Origin of the sequence: Parabacteroides sp. PF5-6, from assembly GCF_029504695.1 — a bacterium.
Taxonomy (GTDB): Bacteria; Bacteroidota; Bacteroidia; order Bacteroidales; family Tannerellaceae; genus QVMG01.
In genome coordinates this window covers 414,488-438,070 of record NZ_JAQFIN010000003.1, presented here as the reverse complement: position 1 = coordinate 438,070, position 23,583 = coordinate 414,488, and the positions used below count along the sequence as shown (strand labels likewise).

The window sequence follows — 23,583 nt, the reverse complement described above, 5'->3', positions numbered from 1 at the left end:
CAGGGTCGTAAACCTTTACCACCGGGGTGGTAAAGCTTATTCCTACAAGAAAAGTATCGAATCCATAGTCCGAATGCTATAGAAGTCCCGGATCAGCGTTGAAAGAGTTCTTGAAGCTCCTTCATTACTTCTTCATGCGGAATGCCCAAACCGGCTTCCATTTCTTTTTCCGCCTGCTTGATGGCTTCCATCCGTTCTTTATAGGTGTATGGAAGACCGGGGATCCGTTCAAAGCATAATCTAACTCTTTGGGTTAGAAGCAAAGGTAGTTATTTCTTCGGAGAAATACAGTTGTTTTTGGCCTTTAGTTCTTCTTTCAACGCACAGCCTGCACAACCGGCGCAGGGATCGGCAGTATCCGGCCGGGTCAGAAAGCGATAGACCTTCCAACCCACATATCCTATGGTAAGGACTCCGATGATCAGGATGGCAACTTCTTGAAACGACATTCAATTACGAATTATGAATTACGAATTACGAATGAGTTTAGAATTCGTAATTCTTAATTTTTAATTTTTAATTAACAAACAGGCTCCCTGTCTGATAAACAACAAAACAAACGATCCACGCCAACACACAGGAGTAGAAGACGGTGAACAGTCCCCACTTCCAGGAACCCGATTCTTTGCTGATCGCTGTGATGGTGGCAATGCAGGGGAAATAGATCAAGACGAACAACATCAAGGTCAGGGCAATCAAAGGGGTAAAGACCAGATTGCCGTCCGCGTCGCGATCATCCTTTAATCGTTGTGGTAGGGCCTGGCTCTCTTCCGCTTCGCCGGTATAGAGTACGCTCAGGGTGCTGACCACCACTTCTTTGGCGGCCATACCGGTTAAGAGGCTGACACTCATTTTCCAGTCGAAGCCCAACGGAGCGAGTACGGGCTGGATTGCATGACCAATTTGTCCGATATACGAATGTTCCTGATGATCCATCGCTTGCAGGCGTTCAAGCTCGGCGATGGTTTCTTCTTTTTCCTGTTCCGTCCGGTTACTTTGTTCTACCTGGGCGATCTGCTCGTCATACTGCTGCATGCCTTCGGAATAGCGCGGGAAATAACCCAGGAACCAGATGATGATGGAAGCCACCAGAATCACTCCCCCCATCTTACGGAGGTACTGCCGTGCCTTTTCCCACATATGAATCAGGATCGACTTGAGTGTCGGCATCCGGTAGGGGGGCAGCTCCATCACAAAAGGAACATCTTCTTTCTTGAACAGGAAACGTTTGAACAGGCGGGCCATAACGACCGCCAGCAGAATGCCCGTGGCATACAATGACAGCAATACCAGACTGGCCTGTTTGGGAAAGAAAGCAGCGGTAAATAATACATAGACAGGCAGGCGGGCACTGCAGCTCATCAATGGATTGATCAGCATCGTGATCATGCGGCTGTTGCGGCTCTCGATCGTCCGGGTCGACATGATCGCCGGCACGTTACAGCCAAAGCCCATCACCAGCGGGATAAACGATTTGCCGTGCAACCCCATCTTGTGCATGATCTTATCCATAATAAAGGCGGCGCGCGCCATATATCCCGAGTCTTCCATAAACGAGATAAAGAGGTAAAGGATCAGAATGTTGGGCAGGAAGACAATTACCCCGCCGACGCCACCGATAATGCCATCCACCAATAGGTCTTTCAGCGGTCCTTCAGTCATTATGTTACGAACAGTATTGCCGATCCATTCCACCAAGGCTTCGATCCACTCCATCGGGTAAGCACCCAGGCGGAAGGTGGCTTCGAACATGATCCACATAAAAAGGAAAAAGAAGGGGAAGCCCAAGAGTTTATTGGTGACGAACAGGTCGATGATCTGCGTCTTACTTACTTTCTGTATCGTGTTCTCTTCGAAGGTTTCCAACAGGGCACCGGAGATAAAACCGTAGCGGGCATCCGTAAAGGCCGTCTCTGTGTCTTCTTTGATCAGGCCTTCAATCTCGGCCGTTGCCTTATCTCTTTCTTTGCGTATGCGATCGGCTTCCGGCAGTTTCTGTACTTCGGTTTCCTCCATCGCGTCCCTCTCCAATAGCTTGATGGCTAAGTAACGTTTGGAGATGGAGGAGGGGATCGCGGCGGTTTGTTTCAGGCAACGGCGTACATCCGTGATGCCTTTCTCCAAGGTCTCGCCGTAATTGATGTGGATATGGCGAACCACGGGATCTTCCTCTTCATAGACGCTGATCACCCGGTCGAACAAATCCTTAATGCCATAACCTGTGCGGCTGATGGTCGGAACGATCGGCGCACCCAGCATGCCGGCGAGTGTCTCATGATCCAGCTTATTGCCTTTCTTCTGCAGCTCGTCGTACATATTCAAGGCGATCACCATGCGCACGTCCATATCGATCAATTGGGTAGTCAGGTAAAGATTACGTTCCAGGTTGGAGGCATCCACAATATTGATCACCACGTCCGGATGTTCGTTCTGCAAATGCTTGCGCACATAAAGTTCCTCTGGGGTATAGGCCGAAAGAGAATAGGTGCCGGGCAGATCGACAATGCGGAAGGTATAGCCATTCTGGCGGAAGACACCGTCTTTGGCGTCGACCGTTACGCCGCTGTAATTCCCGACGTGTTCATGCTGTCCGGAGGCGTAATTGAAGAGAGAAGTCTTGCCGCTGTTCGGATTACCTACCAAAGCGACGTTGATAATCTTCTGCTTGCGGCTGGCGATCACCTGCAGGTCTTCGTCCGAAGGGTGGATAGGCGAAGCAGATCCTTCATTCTCCGCAGCCAGGTACTGTTCGGTAAAGCTCGCCGCGCTGACCACTTCAATCAAAGCTGCTTCGGAGCGACGCAGCGATACATCGTAACCCATCAAACGATAATGAATCGGATCTTTCAACGGCGCGTTCTGGATCACCGTCACTTCCTTCCCACGGATAAAACCCATCTCAATGATCCGCTTGCGGAAAGCCCCGCGTCCCATTACCTTGACGATAACACCCTTATCTCCTGTACGCAACTCAGCTAATTTCATGCCAGCATCTCCAATTTACTTGATGCCGGCAAAGATATACATAAAGCCGCAAAGGGGGAATACCTATTTGTAGGTAAAATAAGGCTTTGTGGGTTTTGTCATTCCGCATAAAATCGATATATTGCGCAGATAAAACAACCAAACTATGGAACCGATAGCAATTCAATCCAAAATTTATGAGATCCGTTCTCAGCGAGTGATGCTCGACTTTGATCTGGCTGCGATGTATGGACTTGAAACCAAAGTTTTAAAACAATCCGTGCGGCGTAATATCGAACGCTTTCCTTCTGATTTTATGTTTGAGTTAACACGTGACGAATACAATTTTCTAAGGTCACAATTTGTGACCTTAGAAAATCCAGGAAAAGGTCGATACTCTAAATACCAGCCTTTTGCTTTTACCGAACAAGGTGTGGCAATGCTTTCTTCTATTCTGAATAGCAAATTGGCAATTCAAGTAAATATCAGTATTCTGCGTGTCTTTGTCGCAATTCGTAACGTGTTGGTTGCTGCCAAAAAAGAGGATGAACTATCGAAATGGATGGAACGTGTAGAAATGCTTGAGGCTGTCAGCGAGGAAACTTTAGCGGCAATTAATGATCTTTCAGAAGATACCCGGAAAGAGTTCGATGATATTTACATTGCCTTATCGGAGCTCTCTTTCCGGCAGAAACAACTCACTAAACCTCGCAATCCAATTGGATTTAGGAAAAAGGATTAATACCTTTCACCTTTTCCCTAAATCATCATAAAGCGTTTGCAAAAGGGCTTTGCCGTTTTGCAGGCGGTCGTCGTTGCCTTCGGTGGGATTGTTTAGTAAGACGGCAGCGGCGTCGTTATCGTAGACCGAAGTGCCCGATTCATCGATAAAGCCAAAACCGTTCTTGAAGGTGTAGAAGGCGTAGTGCGGATGCGTGGGGTTGAGGATATCCTTGCTAAAGATAAATTCCGTATGCGGTAGATTCATCTGGCTGAACAAGGTAGCGGCCAGGTCGGTCTGGTTAGCATAGGTGTCGATCACTTCGGGCTCTTTCACGGCTCCGCCCAGCCAAAGCATAGGGATATGATATCGATCCGGATCGAACTCGCGTGTACTTGCCGGATACTTAAAGCCATGATCGGATACTAAGATAATCAATAGATTGTCCCAGATCGGCAGTTGTTTTGTCTTTTCAATAAAGCTACCCAGGCAACTATCGGTGAAAGCGACACTGTTCAGGTAGGGATCTTCCAGGTGGTGGAAGGGCACCTCGAAAGGCTCGTGGCTGCTCAGCGTCAGGAAGGTCGTCAGCCACCGGGTCGTATCCGCCGGATGGCGTTTCTCCAGATCGGCGTATAACCAGGAGAAGGTGATATCATCATTTGCTCCCCATTTACTCAACCGGCTACTGAGCGGAAAGTCTTTGTCGGAGGTGATGCGGCTATAGCCCGAGCTATAGAAATAACTCTGCATATTGGTGAAGTTGATATCCCCGCCATAGAGCATGTCGGCGACGTATCCTTCGCGTCCCAATGTCTTGGCGATCGACGGCAGGGTCTGGCTCTTCGCCGGGTATTTCATAATCGACGTGGTGGGCTGGGCAAGGTAGGCGTTCAGTACGGCGACCAATCCGCGGTCGGTCCGAAACGAATTGGCATACATATTCGTGAAAAGAATACCTTCTTTCTTTAATGCGTTGATATTCGGCGTGACTCCCCGTTCACCACCCATTGCCTCAATCGCGTTGGCCGAAAAGCTTTCCAATAGGATAATCAGGATATCGGGTCGGTCTGTATTTAATAGTTTCTTTACTTTCACCGGTGCCGGTTCCGTAGCGGAGGGCACCAGCGCGTTAAATACCTCCGCGCGTTTTTCTTCCGGATAGAAATCGAACTGCGCGGCAAAGTCCTGCTGTTTGCTGAGCGAGGTCAACAGGCTGAAGTTCGGATTGATCGCCGCATGATTGAGAAACTGGTTCTGACTGAAATAAACCATACCCACATTCGCCGTCGAGGTAGTCACGCCTCCCCGGATCGCGATAAACATCAGTCCGCCGAAGAGTAACATCACGATGCTGCCGGCGATCCGGTTCTTTGCCCATTTGACCGGTGTCCAGAATAAGATCAGTTTGTTGAACAACCAATAAATCACATAGATATAGATCAAAGCGACGAAAGTCAGGAAGGCCGCTTCGCGTATCGGCACGCTTGCCAATGCGTCTTTGACGGACGATTGCAGGTAGAAGAGCACGGTCGAATCGATCCGGAACCCCCAAAAACCATAGAGTCCCAGGTCGACGGCAAAGATCACCGCCACCAAGATCGCCATAACGAAATAATACCCTTTCAAGATCTTTTTGAGCCAGGGCCCGGGAAGCCAGAAAGAGAGTAATACGGAAAATAGCGGAATAACCGTCAGGTAGCCGGCAACGGTCAGGTCGAGCTTCAGCCCGTGCCACATCACCTCAAACCACTCGATCGTCGTCACCCCATCCCCCAGATCCAGGTGATAGAGCATAAATACCGGCTTTTGTATCACAAAAACCGGAAGCCACATGAAAAAGAGAGCGAGTATGTAGAGGAGACGCTTAGCCATAATTGAAAGTTGAAAGTTGAAAGTTGAAAGTTGAAAGTTACAGATATCTCTAATCACTTTCAACTTTCAATTTTCAACTTTCAACTATTATATAGTTTTTCTTTCAGTTCCGCAATCGCCGGATCCATGATGTAGTCGTCGTAGTCCATCATCTTGTCGATGATACCGTTGGGTGTCAGTTCGATGATGCGGTTGGCTACGGTCTGGATAAACTCGTGGTCATGGCTGGCGAAGATAATATTGCCTTTGAAGGTCTTCAGGGTATTGTTGAACGCCTGGATCGACTCGAGGTCGAGGTGGTTGGTCGGCGTATCGAGGATCAATACATTGGCATCGGTCAACATCATCTTGGAGATCATACAACGTTGTTTCTCGCCTCCAGAAAGAACCGTTACCTTTTTCAATAGTTCTTCACCCGAGAACAGCATACGGCCGAGGAAGCCTTTGAGGAATACTTCGTTCGTATCGGGAGAGAACTGGGTCAGCCATTCGATCAATGTGTCGTTGGAGTTAAAAAAGTCGGAGTTATCCAGTGGCAGATAGGAGGTGGTGATCGTTTGTCCCCACTTGAAAGAACCGGCATCCGCTTGCTCTTCCCCGTTGATAATCTGGAACAGGGCGGTCATCGCACGCGGGTCGCGGCTGAGGAATACTACCTTGTCGTCTTTCTCTACGTTGAAGTTCAGATCCTGAAACAGAATCTGTCCGTCGATGCTCTTTGTCAGTCCGCTCACTTCCAAGATCTGGTTGCCCGGTTCCCGGTTCGGATTGAACAGGATGCCCGGATAACGACGCGAGGAGGGTTTGATCTCTTCGATATTCAATTTCTCGATCATCTTCTTACGGCTGGTCGTCTGTTTCGACTTCGCCACATTCGCACTAAAACGACGAATAAACTCTTCCAGTTCTTTCTTCTTCTCTTCCGCTTTCTTATTTTGATTCTGTTGCTGACGCAAAGCTAACTGGCTCGATTCGTACCAGAAGCTATAGTTACCGGCAAACATCTGCAATTTGCCGAAGTCGATATCCACCGTATGTGTACAAACCGAGTCAAGGAAGTGACGGTCATGGCTAACAACCAATACCGTATTTTCAAAGTTCGACAGATAATTCTCCAGCCACATCACCGTCTCGAGGTCGAGGTCATTGGTCGGCTCATCGAGCAACAGGTTGTCGGGCTTGCCGAAAAGGGCACGCGCCAACAGGATACGCACCTTCTGTTTCCCGCTCAGGTCTTTCATTATACTATAATGTAGATCTTCCTTAATACCCAGTCCACTCAATAAGCTGGCGGCATCGCTCTCGGCGTTCCAGCCTTCCATCTCGGCGAACTTCTCTTCCAGTTCGGCGGCGCGGATACCGTCGGCATCGCTAAAGTCGGGTTTGGCATACAAAGCGTTCTTTTCGCTCATCACTTCCCACAAGGTCGTATGTCCCATCAGTACGGTATCCAAAACCGTGTATTCATCGTATGCAAAGTGATCCTGACTCAATACGGAAAGCCGTTCGCCCGGTCCCAGGGATACCGTTCCCCGTGTCGGATCGAGCTGTTTGCTGATCACGCGCAGGAAGGTTGATTTGCCTGCCCCGTTCGCACCAATGATACCGTAGCAGTTGCCCGGTGTAAATTTCATGTTTACATCCTGAAAAAGAATACGCTTGCCGAATTGAACATCCAGATTGTTGACTGTTATCATGCTAATACCTTAAATTATATAATTGCAATTGAGCGGCAAAGATAAGGCTTTTTTTTGTGAAACCCGCCTCGGTTTGGATCCGTATTCGCGGGATTAACCTCTCTTCGGGGCGGGACTATTTGTTTGTTGATAACCGTCAACACATTTGTTGATAATTATCAACAGATCTGTTGACAATTGTCAACAAACTTGTTGATAATTATCAACAAATAACTACTCCCCGCAATACGCTCAAATATAAGGTCTTATAGTTTGTCCTTTTTATGCATGATTTGAATAGTCGCCGCACCTGTTTATCAAGCTTAACGCCAAGAATATGGCTGAACTCATTAAAAAGGGTTTTGAGATGAAGTTGATTTGAATAAAATCGCTAACTTTGCACTCTTCAATGCAATCGCTTATAAAGAACGTTTGAAGTAGCGAGGGCAGAAGCCAAGTTTACTTGGATTATGCCGAGTCACGCCAAACGGCAAACTTTAGTGAAACTAAAATATTATTATCGTGACAGATACAAAGTACATTTTCGTAACAGGTGGCGTGGTTTCTTCTCTGGGAAAAGGAATCGTTTCCGCTTCCTTAGGTAAACTATTACAGGCCAGAGGTTATAAAGTAACCATCCAGAAGTTTGATCCCTATATCAATATCGACCCGGGCACCCTGAACCCCTATGAGCATGGGGAGTGTTATGTGACCGTCGACGGTCATGAGGCCGACCTCGACCTGGGACATTACGAGCGTTTCCTGAACGTGCAGACCACCAAAGATAATAATATCACGACCGGACGGGTCTATCAAAGCGTAATCAACAAAGAACGTAAAGGCGATTACCTGGGCAAGACCGTGCAGGTTATTCCGCATATCACCGATGAGATCAAGCGCAATGTGAAGTTGCTTGGCTCGAAGTATAAGTTCGACTTCGTGATTACCGAGATCGGCGGAACGGTGGGTGATATCGAGTCGCTTCCGTATATCGAGAGTGTGCGTCAGCTGAAATGGGAGCTGGGAAAGAACTGCCTCTGTGTGCATCTGACCTATGTGCCTTATATCGCCGCGGCGAAAGAATATAAAACCAAACCGACACAGCATTCCGTGAAACAACTGCAGGAACTGGGTATCCAGCCGGATATCCTGGTGTTGCGTACGGAGCGGGAGTTGAATCAATCCATTACCCGCAAAGTCGCTTTGTTCTGTAACGTAGCGGAAGACGCGGTGATCCAATCGATCGACCGTCCGACCATTTATGAAGTACCCTTGATCCTGCAACGCCAGAAGATGGATGAGATCGTCTTGCGCAAGGTCGGATTGGAAGTTGGTCCGACACCGGAAATGAAACAATGGAAAGAGTTCCTCGATAAGAAGACGACGGCAACGGAGACTGTCCGGATCGGCCTGGTCGGTAAGTATGTGGAACTGCAAGACGCCTATAAATCAATTGATGAGTCTCTATTGCAGGCGGCAATCTATAACAACCGCAAATTGGATCTTCACCTGGTGCATTCGGAAAAGATCAACGATCAGAACGCAGCCTCCCTCTTGGGTGGACTGGATGGTATCCTGATCGCTCCGGGCTTTGGCCAGCGGGGCGTTGCCGGTAAGTTCGCCGCGTTGAAGTATGCCCGCGAGAATGATATCCCGACCTTGGGGATCTGTCTGGGTATGCAGTGTATGGTGATCGAATATGCCCGTAACGTACTGGGGCTGACCGAAGCCAATTCGACGGAGATCGAACGTACGACACCCGATCCGGTGATCGACCTGATGGAAGAACAGAAGAACGTGACCAATATGGGCGCTTCCATGCGTCTGGGAGCGTACGACTGTACCTTATTGAAAGGATCGAAGACTTATAAAGCGTACGGCAAAGAACAAATACAAGAGCGCCATCGCCATCGCTTTGAGTTCAACAACGAATACAAAGACCGCTTCGAAGCGGCCGGCATGAAATGTGTGGGTGTCAATCCGGAAACCAACCTGGTGGAAGTCGTAGAATTGCCGGATAAGAAATGGTTTGTCGGTGTGCAATACCATCCGGAATACAATAGCACGGTGGTGAATCCGAACCCGCTCTTTATGAGCTTCATGAAAGCTGCTATCGATAATCACAAGTCAGAAGAACAAGTATAAATAAGGGAACGTTTGAAGTAGCGAGTGCAGAATCCGTGCTTGCATGGATTATGCCGAGTCACGCCAAACGACTAATTTTAATGAAGTAAAAGAGTAGAATGGATAAAAATACAGTTATAGGCTTTGTCCTGATCGGAGTTGTTTTGTTTGCTTTTAGCTGGTTGAACCGACCCACTCCGGAACAGATAGAAGCCCAGCGCCGTCTGCAGGATTCAATCGCGCAGATTGAATATTTACAAGGATTAGAGATACAAAAGCAAGAAGCAAAGAACGTGGCGGATGAAGCGGGAAGTATACCGGCCGAAGCGGCTGATTCCTTGCAACAAGCACGTTTGCAGGCTACGTATGGCATCTTTGCCGGTGCCATGTCGGGCGACGATGGGTATACCACGCTGGAGAACGAGAAGGTTGAAGTACGCATCAGCCATAAAGGAGGTCATGTCGCTTATGCCCGCCTGAAAGAGTATGATAACTGGGAGGGGGATCCATTGGTGCTCTTCGATAACGAGGAAGTGAAGTTCGACTTTACCTTAGTGACGGCAACCAACCGTGTGGTCAACACCCGCGATATGTATTTCGAGCCGGTCAAAGGCAATGATGCGAATGCTGTGACCATGCGCCTGGCTACGGGTAATGAGAGTTACCTGACTTTCACCTATACCTTGAGTCCGGATGATTATCAAATGAAATACGCTATCCAGGCGGTTGGATTGAACGGTGTACTCGCACCGAGCACCAACGCGTTGGATCTGGTGTGGGAACAGGATATCCGTCAGCAGGAGAAAGGACGTAAGTTCGAAGACCGCTATGCCGCCTTGTATTATAAATTCGTAGCCGACGACGTGGAGAACCTGAGCGAAGGCAAGAACGACAATAAGAAAGTGGCCAACCGCTTGAAATGGATCGGTTATAAAGATATGTTCTTCTCCACCGTATTGGTTGCCGACGGCGAAGGCTTCGAAGCGACTACCTTAGAGTCGGTTCACCTGGCAGAAGGTAAACACCTGAAGCATTATAAAACAACAACAGCCATTCCTTTCGATATCCAGGGACGGGAGTCGACCGACTTTACTTTCTATTTTGTGCCCAACCAATATTCCATGTTGCGGAAGTACGATAAAGACCTTTCCGGCGATGATCGTCTGGAGCTGGATCGTTTGGTTTACCTGGGCGCCAGTGTGTTCCGCTGGATCAATAAATACTTTATGATCCCGATCTTTGACTTCTTCGGCCGCTTCTTCAGCAGTTACGGGTTGATTATCTTCCTGTTGACCGTAGTGGTTAAAATTGTGCTCTTCCCGATGACCTATAAATCGTATATGTCGTCGGCCAAGATGCGTGTATTGCGTCCGCAGGTAGAAGAGATCAATCAGAAATACCCGGGCGAATCGAAAGCGATGGAGCGACAGAAGGCAACAATGGAGCTTTATAGTCGGGCAGGAGCCAGCCCAATGAGCGGTTGTGTGCCGATGTTGTTGCAGATGCCGATCCTGATCTCCCTGTTTATGTTCTTCCCCTCGGCGATCGAGTTGCGCCACGAGAGCTTCCTCTGGGCGAAAGACCTTTCGACCTACGATGCGATCGTGAGTTGGAACACCTATATCCCGTTGATCACGCCTTACTTCGGTAATCATATCAGTTTGTTCTGTTTGTTGATGACCGTGGTGCAGATCTTCTATACGAAGTTCAATATGGAGATGACCAATACCGGCCAGCAGCAGATGCCGGGTATGAAAGCAATGATGTATGTGATGCCGTTGATGTTCCTGGTGATCTTCAACCAGTACGCTTCGGGTCTGACCTACTATTATTTCATCTCTACCCTGATCACGATTATGCAGACATTGGCTTTCCGCTTCTTTATCAACGAAGAGAAGCTATTGGCCAAATTGGAAGCAAACAAAAAGAAACCGCAGAAAAAGTCCGGCTTTATGAAACGTCTGGAAGAAGCGCAGAAACAACAAGAAGAAGTGCTTCGCCGCCAGAAAGAAGAGCAGGCAAAACGGCAGAACCGAAGTAAGCGGTAAAGCCATTGAATGAAAAATGAGGAATGAAGAATATAGGATACATCCTATTTATCATTCCTCATTTCTTTTTCTTCTTCACTGTCAATCCGCTTAGCCAAGTAATTGCAATTTATCGGCGATAATACAGTTATCTATGGAAAAATAGAAATATTTTATATTTTTCCATAGATAAAGATCTTTTCTTTACGCTTTCTTCTTCCATTCCCGAAAAGTAACCCCTGTATATTGTTTGAAGGCGCGGCTGAAGGTTGAGCCGTATAGATAGCCTGTTTTTTCGGCCAGTTGCTCCAATGTCAGGTTGGGCTGTTCCTGGATTAACTGGCAGGCGTATGCAATGCGTTGGCGGGAAATGTATTCGGGGAAACCATATCCGTACTCTTCCCGCAGAAGGCGGGCCAGATAGGTCCGGTTGGTATGGGCGCGCAAGGCTAAATCTTCCAGGCGTAGGTCCGGTTGCAAGAAAACCTTTTCTTCCATCAGTTGAGCTAATTTTTCCTTGATCTTATTCCAGGTCTCTTCGTCGGTATGCTCTTCCGCGTTTGATTCTTGCCGCTCGTGTTTGACTTCTTCACCGGTAATCTGTTCAACCGGCGACTCCGCATTCGCCAAATGGAAGCCGAAGTAATAGAGCGAACATCCCCACAAAAACATGCCGATGCCCATAAAGGTATACGCCTTTACGAAAGCCAGATAGTCCCAGCTTATAATAAAAGCCGTAAAAAGGATCGCCATAAAGAGAAAACGCAGGGCAAAGTTCCTGCGGGGCATCTTCCGGCGGACCATACGAATCCAGGCATAGACAAAAGCGATATTGGCAAACAGGAGAGCCACGATCTTATAAAGATAAAAGTAGAGGATATCGTACGCACGCTCAAGTAGGCCCGGATAGCTTTTGTTATACGAATGCACCACTTCGCGGATAAACGGTGTCATCCGATTTTCCCCAACAGCAAGGTAGAGAAAGAGCAAGATGCCGGCACCCAATAGCCCGGGCAGGAACACCCCATACTCTTTCCATCCCAGTGCTGCCTGATCGGTCCATGTGCGAAAATAGAGGATCAGGCAAGCGAAGAACGTCAATGTCGAAAAGACCTCTACGCTATCCCACAGATACCAACCCCCTTCCTGATAGACCTCCGTCAGGGAAGCCGCCCGGATCAAAATACTGATCACCATCCACAATAAAGCGATAGCGCCTGTCCGGACCGGAACGGGATTTCGTTTCCAGCGCAACCCCAGCGGGATGATCCAGAAGGAGCCGCAGAGGCAGGGGAACAGGAAAGCGAGGTATGGCAACATAAGCTATGGGATTTAATCTCTTTTCAGGTAATACGTTTGATAGCCCAGGAAATAAAACAGGCACGCCAGGCCGCCAAACAGGATATGGAACGGGATAACGTGTTCGATGTAATAGAAGAAATCGCCCACCAGGTAGATGAACAATAAAGCCAATACGATCCACGTCCCGTAAAACAACAGCCAACAATGTTTATCCTGCTGTCCTTCCGACTGCGGGAAAAAAACGTTCCGGTTCTCTTTATACAAGACCAGCCTGACGATCATGTGGCTTACGATAAGGCTGATCGCCACGATTGCCATCAGGTTGTTGACAAATGCCGCGAGGATATACATCAGGAATGCGGCCGTACTCTGATGCATGCCATAATCTTCCTGATGAATGAACGTTTCGAAATTACTGACGCCCACCACGAAAAGAGACACAGTAAAAGCCAACCCGGTCAATACGGGAGGGATAAACACCCCATACTCTTTCCAGGTAAACACTTTATCGCTGATCAGCGATCGATAGAAAAGCCAGGCCAGTGAATAGACCCCCACACACGTAAAGGAATAGACGATCGACAAATAACCCGACAGATGCGAATCCTGAACCTCGATCAGGTACCAGTATAACAGATTAATCGCGCAACAGAATGCCGTGATCGCTCCGATCTTTTGTGTCCTCAGGTTGGTTTTCCAGTTCAACGTCAAGGCTACTGCCCAGAGAAGACAAACCACCGAAGGTGCTGAAAGTAAAAGCTCACGGAACATAAGCGGTAAAGTAAATTTTCATTATAAACAAAAGTAATAAAAGATCTTCCAATCTCAAACTATTAGAAAGCCGCCACAACCCCCTTTTACAAAACATTGCGCTTTAGTTCACAAAACACCGCACTTTGCTTCACAAAAGATTGCGCTTTTATTCACAAAACACCGGTGTTTTATTGGGGAGGGGGAAAATGGAGAGGAATTGAATATTTAGGGATGTATAAACTAGTAGTATCTAAGCTCCTCTCCTGGACAGGAGAGGGGGACCGCCGCTTGCGGTGGTGGAGAGGTTGTCTTTATTTAAATAACTATATACCAATAAATTATTAATAGAAACAACCACTCCACCGCTGCAAGCAGCGGTCCCCCTCGCCTGTCCAGGCAAGGAGCCAAGATAGTTTTAGTATCCACAAATAAAATACATAATCCGTGTTATCCGTGTCATCCGCGGCTAAATAATCTTTAATCCATCAATATACACTAACCTTATACACCTCACGGCCAGCTTTGACCAGGTAGATGCCCGGGCGGGGTGTGATGGTTTTCGAACCACAGAGGGCACGAAGTTGCACCACGTTTTGGCCGGTCACTGTGTAAACGCTCACATCAACGGCGTTAGCCGTTTCATTGTCAATTGTCAATTGTCCATTGTCAATTGAGAGTCGTACGCCGTGCGTCAGCGAAGCGTTCGACGTCGGATTCACTCCTTCGAACGATATTTCGATCGACGTAATAATCTTATCAATCGTATAAATCAGACTTGTGGCGCGCAGCGCATCCGGCTGGATCTCAATCCCATTGGCAAACACCTGTACACCCGCCGGATCGATGCCGTCGGCAAGGGTCAGGCTGAAACTGAACTTCTCGCCGTAAGGAACGCGGTGACTGCCTGCGCCTACATTATATATAATACCTTCCGTCTCGGGCAGGGTCACCGTATATTCGCGCAGGGCGACAAGGATCGTATGATCCCCTTCAACCGGATTGAGGATATAACTGAAATAGTTGCTTCCGCCAAAAACTGTGAATTCGGTCTCCACGCCATCTACCAGGAAGAGGATGTCTTTAGCTGTCAACGTCCGGTCTTCCGGCAGGAATTGCAGATGCAGATGCCCGCCTTCTTCGATCTGATGGTTCCCGGCAGCGAAGTTATACAGGTCGATCCCGTCGGCTACGTCGAGGGTGAGGGTGTGGTAGGTGGGGGTAGGGGTTGTGTCGGGAATCGGAAGATAAGATCCAAAATTCTCCCAAACAGGAGCTCCTTGATAAGCCGTTTCGCTGCCTGCCGGAACGTAAAGGGTGACGTTTTTGGTGTGAACATCCCCAAAAGCCCCAGCGTCAGTTGTTATTGTCTCCGGATCCGGATTGAGGATCGTGAACTCAGCCAAATTTTTACAAGAAAAAGTTAATCGTCCTATTGTTTTTATTGAACTGGGAATAGTGATCGAGGTCAGACTGGTGCAACCTATAAAAGCGTAATCTCCAATCTTTTTAACTCCTTCCGGAATATCAACAGAAGTCAATTTTATGCAATTATTAAAAGCATATTTCCCAATGATTTCAACCCCTACCTCCAAGGATACCGATTCAAGTTTTTGGCAACCCTGGAATGCATAATCCCCAATCGTATTAACGCTTCCCGGAATAGTTATTGATGTGAGAGGAGTATTATAAAAAACATAATTTCCGATCGACGTCAATCCTTCCGGCAGGGTGATGTTGGATAAATTAATACATTGAGAGAAAGCTTTCTCTCTGATAGAGGTAAGCCCTTGGGGGAGTGAGACTGAAGTTAACGATGAAAGAAGATAAAAAGCATAAGTCCCAAGATTTGTAACTCCTTCTTTTATGATGACGGAAGTAATACTTTCTCTATCATTATACCATGGAGTAGGAGTTGTTGTGCCATTATAATCCTTCATCACCCCTGCAGTATATTCACCTTTAGGTGAATCAGCCTTTTTGATTGTAAGTGTAGTTCCGTCTGCGGATACTTCCCATTGAATACCGCCATCGGTTTCAAATGTAGCCTTTGCACTCCAACTGCCGATCAGGCAGCAGATCATAAAAAGTAAAATTCTTCTATTCATATATTGTTTAATTTATGGGGGGAGGAACCCCCGGTTTGTCAGTCGGTCGTTACGGTAAAAACGGTGTAGGAATATCCTGGAAGGATTTCGCAGCAAAGGTAAAGGGTTTGAAAATCATTAAAAGAATATATATAAACGAAGAATTAGCGGATTTACAATTCGACTTGTCGAATCTACAAAAAGAATTGTTGGATTTACAATTCGTCGGTGGAATGGGGGAATTGGGGGTAAATGAGGAATGAAGAATGAAGAATATAGGATACACCCTATTCTTCATTCTTCATTTCATTCTTTTCCATTCCCGGAAAGTGATGCCGGTGTATTGTTTGAAGGCGCGGCTGAAGGCGGTGCCGTAGGAGAAGCCGGATTGCTCGGCTAATTGTTCGAGGGTGAGGGAGGGGTTTTCCCGGATCTGTTCGCAGGCGTATTCAATGCGTCGGCGGGCGATGTATTCCGGAAAGCCATAGCCGTAATCCTCTTTGATCAGGCGCGAGAGGTAGGTGCGGTTGGTATGGGCACGCAGGGCAAGCTCTTCCAGGTGCAGGTCGGGCTGCCGGAAGATCATCTCTTCTTCCATCAGTTGATAAAGCGTGGGTTGCAGTTTCTCCCGGATCTTCTGCCAGATCTCTTCTTCGGTATGTTCTTCGGTGGGGTCTTGCGGCTGGCGTTCTTCTGTTTTATTGTCGATCGGTTCAACCGCGTTTCCCGTATGTATTAAATGCAGGCCGAAAAGATAAAGGGCAGATCCCCAGACAAACATACAGCTGCCGATAAACAGCGGATTCTTGAAATAAGCAATCTGATACCAGACCAATAGTAAAACCGCAAAGAAGATTACGCCCAAAAGAAACACATATAATAAACCCGGATTGAGGGCTTTGTAACGCTTGAGGCTTACCCCGCCGTAAACCAATACACAGCAGGCCAGGATCAGAATTACGATCCGGTAGATATAATAATGGATCATAAAGTATCCCCAACAGAATGGATCCGGAAACGTCCGGTCGATATAATAGCGGTGAACCATCTCGCGGATAAACACATCCATCGTTTCTCTGCCGGACAGGAAGTACAGGCAGAACAATATGCCGCTCAATAGTAATCCGGGTAGAAACACCCACGCGCTTTTCCAACCCACTGCTTTGTCGTTTGTCAATGTCCGGAAATAGAGAATCAGGCAGGAGAAGAAACTCAACGTGCAAAAGCTTTCCACCACGTCCCATAGATATAAACCGTCTTCGTATGGATCGAAAAGCGAAGAGAGGCGAATCGATATACCTATGCCCATAAGACATAAAGCGATCGTTCCGATCCGCGACGAAAGAGGAAGAGTCCTCCAGCGAAAAGGAAGTACGGTCGCCCAAAACAGGCAACACATCGTGGGAAACAAAAAGAAAATATAGTGTAACATACTTAAACTCCTTAACTCCTTAACTCCTTAAACCCTTTAAATCCCTTAAACCCCTTAAACCCCTTACCTCCTTAAATAATACAAATGATACCCCAAATAGTGAAACAGGCACGCTGCCACCGCGAAGAGCACATAAAAAGGAATATAATCTTCAATATAATAAAGAAATTCGCCCACGAGAATAACCAGTATAAAGAACAACAAGGCAAACACCCCGTAAAACAACGCCCAACTGTGTGGCAAAGACTGATTCTCCGCCTGGGCGAAAAACGCTTGCCGGTTATCCTTATACCAGATCCGGCGCACGGTCATCGTGATCAATAATAGAGTAATGCCTATAATCGCCACCAGGTTGTTCACAAAAGCCGACAGGATATGCACAAGCGAAGACGAAAGTCCGCTGATCAACGGCTGTTGCGATTTCGGATCTTCATAACCTGCTATCAAAGCCAGGTAATTCTCCACGCCCATCTGAAACAATGCCAGGGTATAAATCATGCCGATCAACAGGGGTGGAATAAACACCAGATAGTCTTTCCGCGTGAAAGGCCGTTTGTCGATCAGCGACTGATACGCCAACCATAACAAGGAATAAACTCCGGCATGGGTAAAAGAAATAAGGATCGTAAAATAACTATACACTTTATAATCCGGGAAATCGGTAAAGCCCCAATAAAACAGATTAATCGCACAAACTCCCAAAACGACTACCCCTATCTTTTGTGTCCGCAGGTTTCTTTTCCACTGCACACCCAACGCCACTGCCCAAAACAGGCAGACGATGCAAGGCAATAGATATAGAAATTCTTGTAACATGCGATAGGAGTAATTTTCTTCTCGAACAAAAGTAGTGTTTTTTTGGAAGATAGGAGATGAGGGTGTATCAAAAGTCTAATCAAGCAACCCCGAAGCGGGTTGAACCCACTTTATAACTCATTTAAAGATTTGATACAGCCTCATCTCCTTTATTTAATGCACACTGACTTTGTACACTTCAGAGCCGGCTTTCACCAGGTAGATGCCCGGTTGCAACATGATGGTTTTCGAATCCCGAAGGGCACGAAGTTGCACAACGTTTTGGCCGGCGATCGTATAAACCGCCACATCAACCGGCTTGCCGGTTGAATTGACAATTGACAATTGACAATTGACAATGGATAGCGTGATATCGTCTTTAGCGATATCTCCGTTCGACGTCGGGTTCGTGCCTTCAATTACTACCGTGATTGGGGTGATTACTTTGTCGATCGTATACGTCAAGACCACAGAGCGCAAGGCGTCCGGCTGGATCTCGATCCCATTGGCAAACAGATGTACACCCTCCGGATCGATGCCGTCGGCCAGGGTCAGACTGAAAGTGAATGTCTCCCCATAGGGAACCAGATGCGTACCCGCGCCTACATTATATAGAATACCTTCCGTTTCGGGCAGGGTAACGGGATATTCGCGTAGGGCAATCAGGATCGTATGATCCTGGCTCACCGGATTAAGGATATAAGAGAAATAGTTGTTTTCGCCTAATACAGTAAATGCCGTCTCCACGCCATCGATCAGGAACAAGACATCGGCCGCCCCGAGCGTCCGATCCTCCGGCATGAATTGCAGGTATAGGTGATCGCCTTCCGCCACCTGATGGTTACCGGCAGAGAGGTTATACAACTCGATACCAGCGGCTACGTCGAGGGTGATGGTGTAATAGGTATCTACGCCCGGCGTTTCCGTTTCCATCTTTCCCGCCCAAGCCAGATAAGGGTAGGAGCTGCCTTCGTCGATAGCCCAAGTGTCTTCAAAATCCCACTCTTCGACGAATGAGGCTGCTTTCTTCATCTCTGCTTCTGAAAGGCCAGTTGCGTTATCATCTGCTTCCGGATAGCCTTTTATCTCATTGTTGTAATAACAATTTGTTGTTGTTTCGTAGTTTTTAACGATAAATCCAGTCATGCCGCCTTCTGCGGTTAAGGGGCCGGTAGCATAAGAATTTATTACTGTCCCCGCGTTTCCATACAAAAGTCCACCGGCAGCATTCTTATTATGTGTTCCTGTTATTGTTACCGCTCCTGTGGCGTAGCAGTTTTCAATTTCGTCGTAATTAGCACAAACAAGACCGCCTATATAGGCTGGGTCTCCTGTTGTTGATGTTCCTGTTATGTCTGCCGTAGAATAACAATAGGTGATGGATCCATTATTTTCGTAGACTAACCCTGCTGCACCTGGAGCATATCCAGTTGTTGTAGAAGAGGTGATTTTTCCACTGACTCCACATTGTTCAATTATTCCCTCATTACAATAAGCCAATCCTGCAATATCCATATCTCCGTTAATCCCTTCTTTAGCTGTTTCGATATGTAAGTTTTGGACTGTTCCATCCTCTCCGATAAAGCCAAACAATCCCATCAATGATCCGGTAAATTTTAATCCGGATATTTTGAAATTGCCACCGTTAAAGGTTCCGTTAAATTTGTGATTAAAATCTTTTCCTATAGTAACCCAACCCTCCGGATAAGTTTCCGCATCCGCAAGCAGATCCGTCAGATCGATATCCTCCGTCATGGTGAAGGTATAATCTTTTAATCCATCCGTACTATTATTTACAAGCGTTGCCAATTTGGCAAGGCCTTTGGCGGAGTTGACGATGTAATCGGTGATGCCGTCCACTAAACCATTTTCGATGTTTGGCTCGACGAAATTGGAAAATGCACTCCAATATTCACTGTCCTCATATGCATCCTTTGAACCTACAGGTATATATACGAGGATATCTTCTGTTTTTATGTTTGCGAAAGCATTGCTAGCGACAGTCGGCGGGGTGGTGTTTAATACGGCAATACTTTTTAAACCAGTGCAATCTCCGAAAGCATATGCTTTGATGTTATCAACACTTTTAGGTATTGTAATAGAAGCTAATTTTCCACAATAATAAAAAGCATAAACATCAATAGAGGTCACAGTGTTTGGTATTGTAACAGAAGTTAGATTATTAAATAAACTAAAGGGATAGGCTCCAATATTGGTAACACCGTCTTCTATGATTACTGTAAAAATCCTGTCTTTGAAAGTAACCCAAGGCGTGTTACCATTGACATAAGTGGAACTCATTTCACCTATACCCGAAATAGTAAGCACTCCGCTATCAAACGTCCATGTAAGATTGTCATTCGGCCCTGTTTTTCCGCCGACTTCTTCCGCATTAACCACTAAGCTGCCCATCAGGCAGCAAATCATAAAAAGTAAAATTCTTATATTCATATATTATTTAATTTATGGGGGAGGAGCCCCCGGTTTGTAAGCTTTAAATAAACGGTAAACGGTTGAAATATATCTCACAGAGAGAATTCGCGGCAAAGTTAGGGTGCATGAAAATAAGAAATCACAATTGAGGGGGCAAAGAGATAACAGATCCGCAATGCGACTTATGAATTTCACAAAAAGAGTTATGAAATCTACAATGCGGACGAAATAAACACCCGGGGGGCTTCAAAAACCTTCCCATCTCACCCTATCCGAAACCCGCCACACCCCCCTTTTTCAAACTACCGGTAGTTTGCGCGCAAACTACTAATATTTTGTCGCCAAACTACTGGTAGTTTGCGCACAAAGTACCGGTAGTTTCTGAAGAAAATATAAACGCCACATTTTCAATGGTTTATAAAGCACCGCATTTTATTCGAAAAAACATTGCACTTTAATCGACAAAACATTGCGCTTGGGTTGACGAAACATTGCGCTTGGGTTGACGAAAGAAGTAGTACCTTTGCGGCGCGTATGAATTACTTGGCTCATATATTTCTTTCCGGCGCGGACAGGCAGATGCAGCTTGGAAACTTCTTTGCCGACGCGGTAAAAGGTAGTGCTTATAAAGACTATCCGCCGATGATCGCCCAGGGTATCGTGTTTCATCGGGCGATTGATACGTATACCGATAATCATCCGGCGGTGAAAGAGTTGTTGCAGACGTTGCGTCCTCACTTCGGGCGCTATTCGGCGGTGTTGCTCGACGTCTATTTCGATTATCTATTGGCTTCCCGGTTTGGGGAGTTCTCCGAGGTGTCGTTGAAACGCTATGCCAGAGGGTTCTACTTCACGTTGATCCGTAACCGCCGCTACCTGCCCGATCGGTTCAAACGGTTTATGTGGCATTTTATCCTGACCGACCGGTTGAATAAGTATGCTTCGTTGCATGGCATCCGCGGCTCGTTGGAGATTATGGTGCGTGTACACCGGATTACGATATCCGTATCTCAGGCCATTGAATATCTTCAGGCGCATGAAGAAGAGTTATACGCTGTGTTCCGTCCTTTCTTTCTGGAACTGCAGGCGGAGTTCCGGCCTTATATAACGCAACACTTTAGGTAACCCAAAAAGCTGCCGGCTTTTCAGAGAATGCTGCCGGCTTTTTGCAAAAAGAGCCCTTCTTTTTTGGAGAAGAGCTCTTTTTTTAGTCTGGTATGTATTCTTTTAATTTCTACGACTTCCCATAAAAATCATGATATAGTAGAACAGGGTGGCCAATGAACCCAGGGCGGCAACGACATAGGTGTAGGCAGCCGAGCGCAGGGCGTCGACAGCTTTGTCGTGGGTATTGATATTGGTGATGCCCGCGCTGCTCAACCAGGTCAGGGCACGCTGGCTGGCGTTGATCTCTACCGGCAGGGTGATAAAGCTAAACAGGGTGGTTGTCGCAAAAAGGATAATACCGAATAGCAACAGTTGCGGGAAGGTATGCAATAACAACATACCACCCAGCAATACCCAGGTCATGATATTCGAAGCGAAGCTGATCACCGGCACCAGGGCGGAGCGCATCTTCAACGGTGCATAGCCATAAGCGTGCTGGATGGCATGACCGGTTTCGTGGGCGGCCACTGCGGCGGCGGCCACGCTGTTCGAATTGAATACACCTTCGCTTAGGCTGATCGTTTTATTCGTCGGATTATAATTGTCGGTCAGCATCCCACGGGTAGCGACCACCTGCACGTCGTGAATCCCATTGTCGCGCAACATCTTTTCTGCCACATCCCGTCCGGTCATGCCATTAGACAAGGGAATATGGGAATACCTTTCAAACTTCCGCTGCAGGTTGGAGGATACCAGCCAGCTCATCAGCGCAATACCTATAAAAATGATCCAATAAATACTCATACTAATCTAATGATTAATGATTAATGATTAATTACTTTACGCTCCGCTAAGCGAACGTTATCTACTAACTGATACGCAAAAACTTTGCCAAAACTGAAAATGGCAGAAGACACTCCTTGCGGGAAGTGGTCTTCTGCCATTTTGTTATTTTATATTCCCTTTGGAAGAGAAAAGTTTTCGTTTGGACGATGACAAAATGACTTTACTCTTCCTCCCGGATGATTGTCTGTGCCCGGTCGGGGCCTACGGAGACGATCCGGATAGGTACTTCCAGCTCTTCTTCGAGGAAAGAAAGGTAGTTGTTGAATTCTTCGGGGAACTCATCTTCGCTGGTCATCGAAGTCATATCCGTTTGCCATCCCGGCAGCTCTACGTAGATTGGTTTCACCTCATCGTCGATCGAGTAGGGGAAGGTAAAGACTTCTTCTCCGTCAATAGTATAACCGACACAAGCCTTAATTGTTTCGAAAGTATCCAAGACATCACTCTTCATCATGATCAGTTGGGTGACACCATTGATCATAATGGCGTATTTGAGGGCTACCAGGTCGATCCATCCGCAACGACGACGACGGCCGGTCACGGAACCAAACTCATGACCGATATCACAGAGCTTCTCGCCTGTCTCGTCGAACAGTTCGGTGGGGAACGGGCCACTGCCGACACGGGTACAATAGGCTTTGAAGATGCCATAGACTTCGCCTACCGAGCGGGGGGCGATACCCAGACCGGTACAACAGCCGGCACTGATCGTATTGGAAGAGGTCACAAAAGGATAGGAGCCGAAATCAACATCCAGCATCGTACCTTGAGCCCCTTCGGCCAGTACGGATTTCTCTTCCCGCAAATTCTGGTTGATCACCTGTTCGCTGTCGATCAGTTGGAACTCTTTGAGGTATTCGATGCCTTCAAACCATTGGGCTTCCAGCTCGCTGAGATCGTACGCGTAATTCAGTGATTTCAGGATTGCCTCGTGACGGGCTTTGGCAGCAGCATATACTTCTTCGAAATGATGTAGGATATCGCCGACGCGCACGCCGTTGCGACTGGTCTTATCGGTATAGGTCGGACCGATGCCTTTGCCGGTCGTGCCGATCTTACCGTCGCCTTTGGCTGCCTCATACGCCGCGTCGAGGATGCGGTGGGTCGGCAGAATCAGGTGCGCTTTCTTGGAGATATAGAGTTTCTTCTTCAGATCATGTCCGCTGGCAGCCAGTGCTTCCGCTTCCTGTTTGAACAATGACGGATCCAAAACCACTCCATTACCAATGATATTGATCTTTCCTCCCTGGAAGATACCCGAAGGGATGGAGCGGAGAATATATTTCTGGCCATTAAATTCCAGTGTATGTCCGGCATTGGGCCCGCCCTGGAAACGGGCAATCACATCGTAGTTCGGAGTTAACACATCGACAATCTTTCCTTTGCCTTCGTCACCCCATTGTAATCCTAATAATACGTCTACTTTTTTCATCTTATAATTGAC

At 47.2% G+C, this 23,583-nt stretch carries 16 protein-coding genes; 4 read left to right on the top strand and 12 right to left on the bottom strand.

What is annotated here, in order from left to right; translation table 11 throughout:
* Positions 1 to 269: 269 nt before the first annotated feature.
* Both M2133_RS05965 and feoB read right to left on the bottom strand, forming a co-directional pair.
* Positions 270 to 449, bottom strand: coding sequence for a FeoB-associated Cys-rich membrane protein (locus M2133_RS05965; protein ID WP_277465088.1), 180 nt, complete (start codon positions 447 to 449; stop codon positions 270 to 272).
* Between the two features lie 67 nt (positions 450 to 516).
* Positions 517 to 2,985, bottom strand: a complete 2,469-nt coding sequence (gene feoB / locus M2133_RS05960) for a ferrous iron transport protein B (protein WP_277465087.1) — start codon at positions 2,983 to 2,985, stop codon at positions 517 to 519.
* 145 nt (positions 2,986 to 3,130) lie between these two features.
* Between feoB and M2133_RS05955 the strand changes: the two genes are divergently transcribed.
* A complete protein-coding gene (locus tag M2133_RS05955) occupies positions 3,131 to 3,706 on the top strand; it encodes an ORF6N domain-containing protein (protein WP_277465086.1) in 576 nt (191 codons plus the stop codon).
* 6 nt (positions 3,707 to 3,712) lie between these two features.
* Here M2133_RS05955 and M2133_RS05950 read toward each other — a convergent pair whose 3' ends face one another.
* A complete protein-coding gene (locus M2133_RS05950) occupies positions 3,713 to 5,560 on the bottom strand; it encodes an alkaline phosphatase family protein (protein WP_277465085.1) in 1,848 nt (615 codons plus the stop codon).
* An 80-nt stretch (positions 5,561 to 5,640) separates the two neighbouring features.
* On the bottom strand, positions 5,641 to 7,257 hold the full coding sequence (locus M2133_RS05945; RefSeq protein WP_277465084.1) for an ATP-binding cassette domain-containing protein: 1,617 nt from the start codon (positions 7,255 to 7,257) through the stop codon (positions 5,641 to 5,643).
* Between the two features lie 501 nt (positions 7,258 to 7,758).
* Between M2133_RS05945 and M2133_RS05940 the strand changes: the two genes are divergently transcribed.
* Entirely contained in the window at positions 7,759 to 9,381 is a 1,623-nt protein-coding gene (locus M2133_RS05940; RefSeq protein ID WP_277465083.1) for a CTP synthase, read from the top strand.
* A gap of 98 nt (positions 9,382 to 9,479) precedes the next feature.
* Entirely contained in the window at positions 9,480 to 11,408 is a 1,929-nt protein-coding gene (gene yidC / locus M2133_RS05935; RefSeq protein WP_277465082.1) for a membrane protein insertase YidC, read from the top strand.
* A gap of 183 nt (positions 11,409 to 11,591) precedes the next feature.
* Here the strand turns inward: yidC and M2133_RS05930 are convergent, their stop codons facing one another.
* The 6 genes from M2133_RS05930 to M2133_RS05905 form a co-directional block, all read right to left on the bottom strand.
* On the bottom strand, positions 11,592 to 12,707 hold the full coding sequence (locus M2133_RS05930) for a helix-turn-helix transcriptional regulator (protein WP_277465081.1): 1,116 nt from the start codon (positions 12,705 to 12,707) through the stop codon (positions 11,592 to 11,594).
* 12 nt (positions 12,708 to 12,719) lie between these two features.
* The gene (locus tag M2133_RS05925; RefSeq protein WP_277465080.1) at positions 12,720 to 13,460 is read right to left on the bottom strand and encodes a hypothetical protein; all 741 of its coding nucleotides are present in this window, start codon (positions 13,458 to 13,460) and stop codon (positions 12,720 to 12,722) included.
* A 467-nt stretch (positions 13,461 to 13,927) separates the two neighbouring features.
* Entirely contained in the window at positions 13,928 to 15,379 is a 1,452-nt protein-coding gene (locus M2133_RS05920; RefSeq protein ID WP_277465111.1) for a leucine-rich repeat domain-containing protein, read from the bottom strand.
* 448 nt (positions 15,380 to 15,827) lie between these two features.
* Entirely contained in the window at positions 15,828 to 16,958 is a 1,131-nt protein-coding gene (locus tag M2133_RS05915) for a helix-turn-helix domain-containing protein (RefSeq protein WP_277465079.1), read from the bottom strand.
* A gap of 63 nt (positions 16,959 to 17,021) precedes the next feature.
* Positions 17,022 to 17,774 carry a hypothetical protein gene (locus M2133_RS05910; protein WP_277465078.1) on the bottom strand — a complete coding sequence of 251 codons (753 nt, stop codon included), beginning with the start codon at positions 17,772 to 17,774 and terminating at the stop codon, positions 17,022 to 17,024.
* Between the two features lie 153 nt (positions 17,775 to 17,927).
* Complete coding sequence (locus tag M2133_RS05905) at positions 17,928 to 19,613, bottom strand: GLUG motif-containing protein (RefSeq protein WP_277465077.1); 1,686 nt, start codon at positions 19,611 to 19,613, stop codon at positions 17,928 to 17,930.
* A gap of 1,107 nt (positions 19,614 to 20,720) precedes the next feature.
* Between M2133_RS05905 and M2133_RS05900 the strand changes: the two genes are divergently transcribed.
* On the top strand, positions 20,721 to 21,311 hold the full coding sequence (locus M2133_RS05900) for an ACP phosphodiesterase (RefSeq protein ID WP_277465076.1): 591 nt from the start codon (positions 20,721 to 20,723) through the stop codon (positions 21,309 to 21,311).
* Between the two features lie 102 nt (positions 21,312 to 21,413).
* Here M2133_RS05900 and M2133_RS05895 read toward each other — a convergent pair whose 3' ends face one another.
* Complete coding sequence (locus M2133_RS05895) at positions 21,414 to 22,097, bottom strand: zinc metallopeptidase (protein ID WP_277465075.1); 684 nt, start codon at positions 22,095 to 22,097, stop codon at positions 21,414 to 21,416.
* A 202-nt stretch (positions 22,098 to 22,299) separates the two neighbouring features.
* Complete coding sequence (locus M2133_RS05890; protein WP_277465074.1) at positions 22,300 to 23,571, bottom strand: adenylosuccinate synthase; 1,272 nt, start codon at positions 23,569 to 23,571, stop codon at positions 22,300 to 22,302.
* Positions 23,572 to 23,583: the final 12 nt, after the last annotated feature.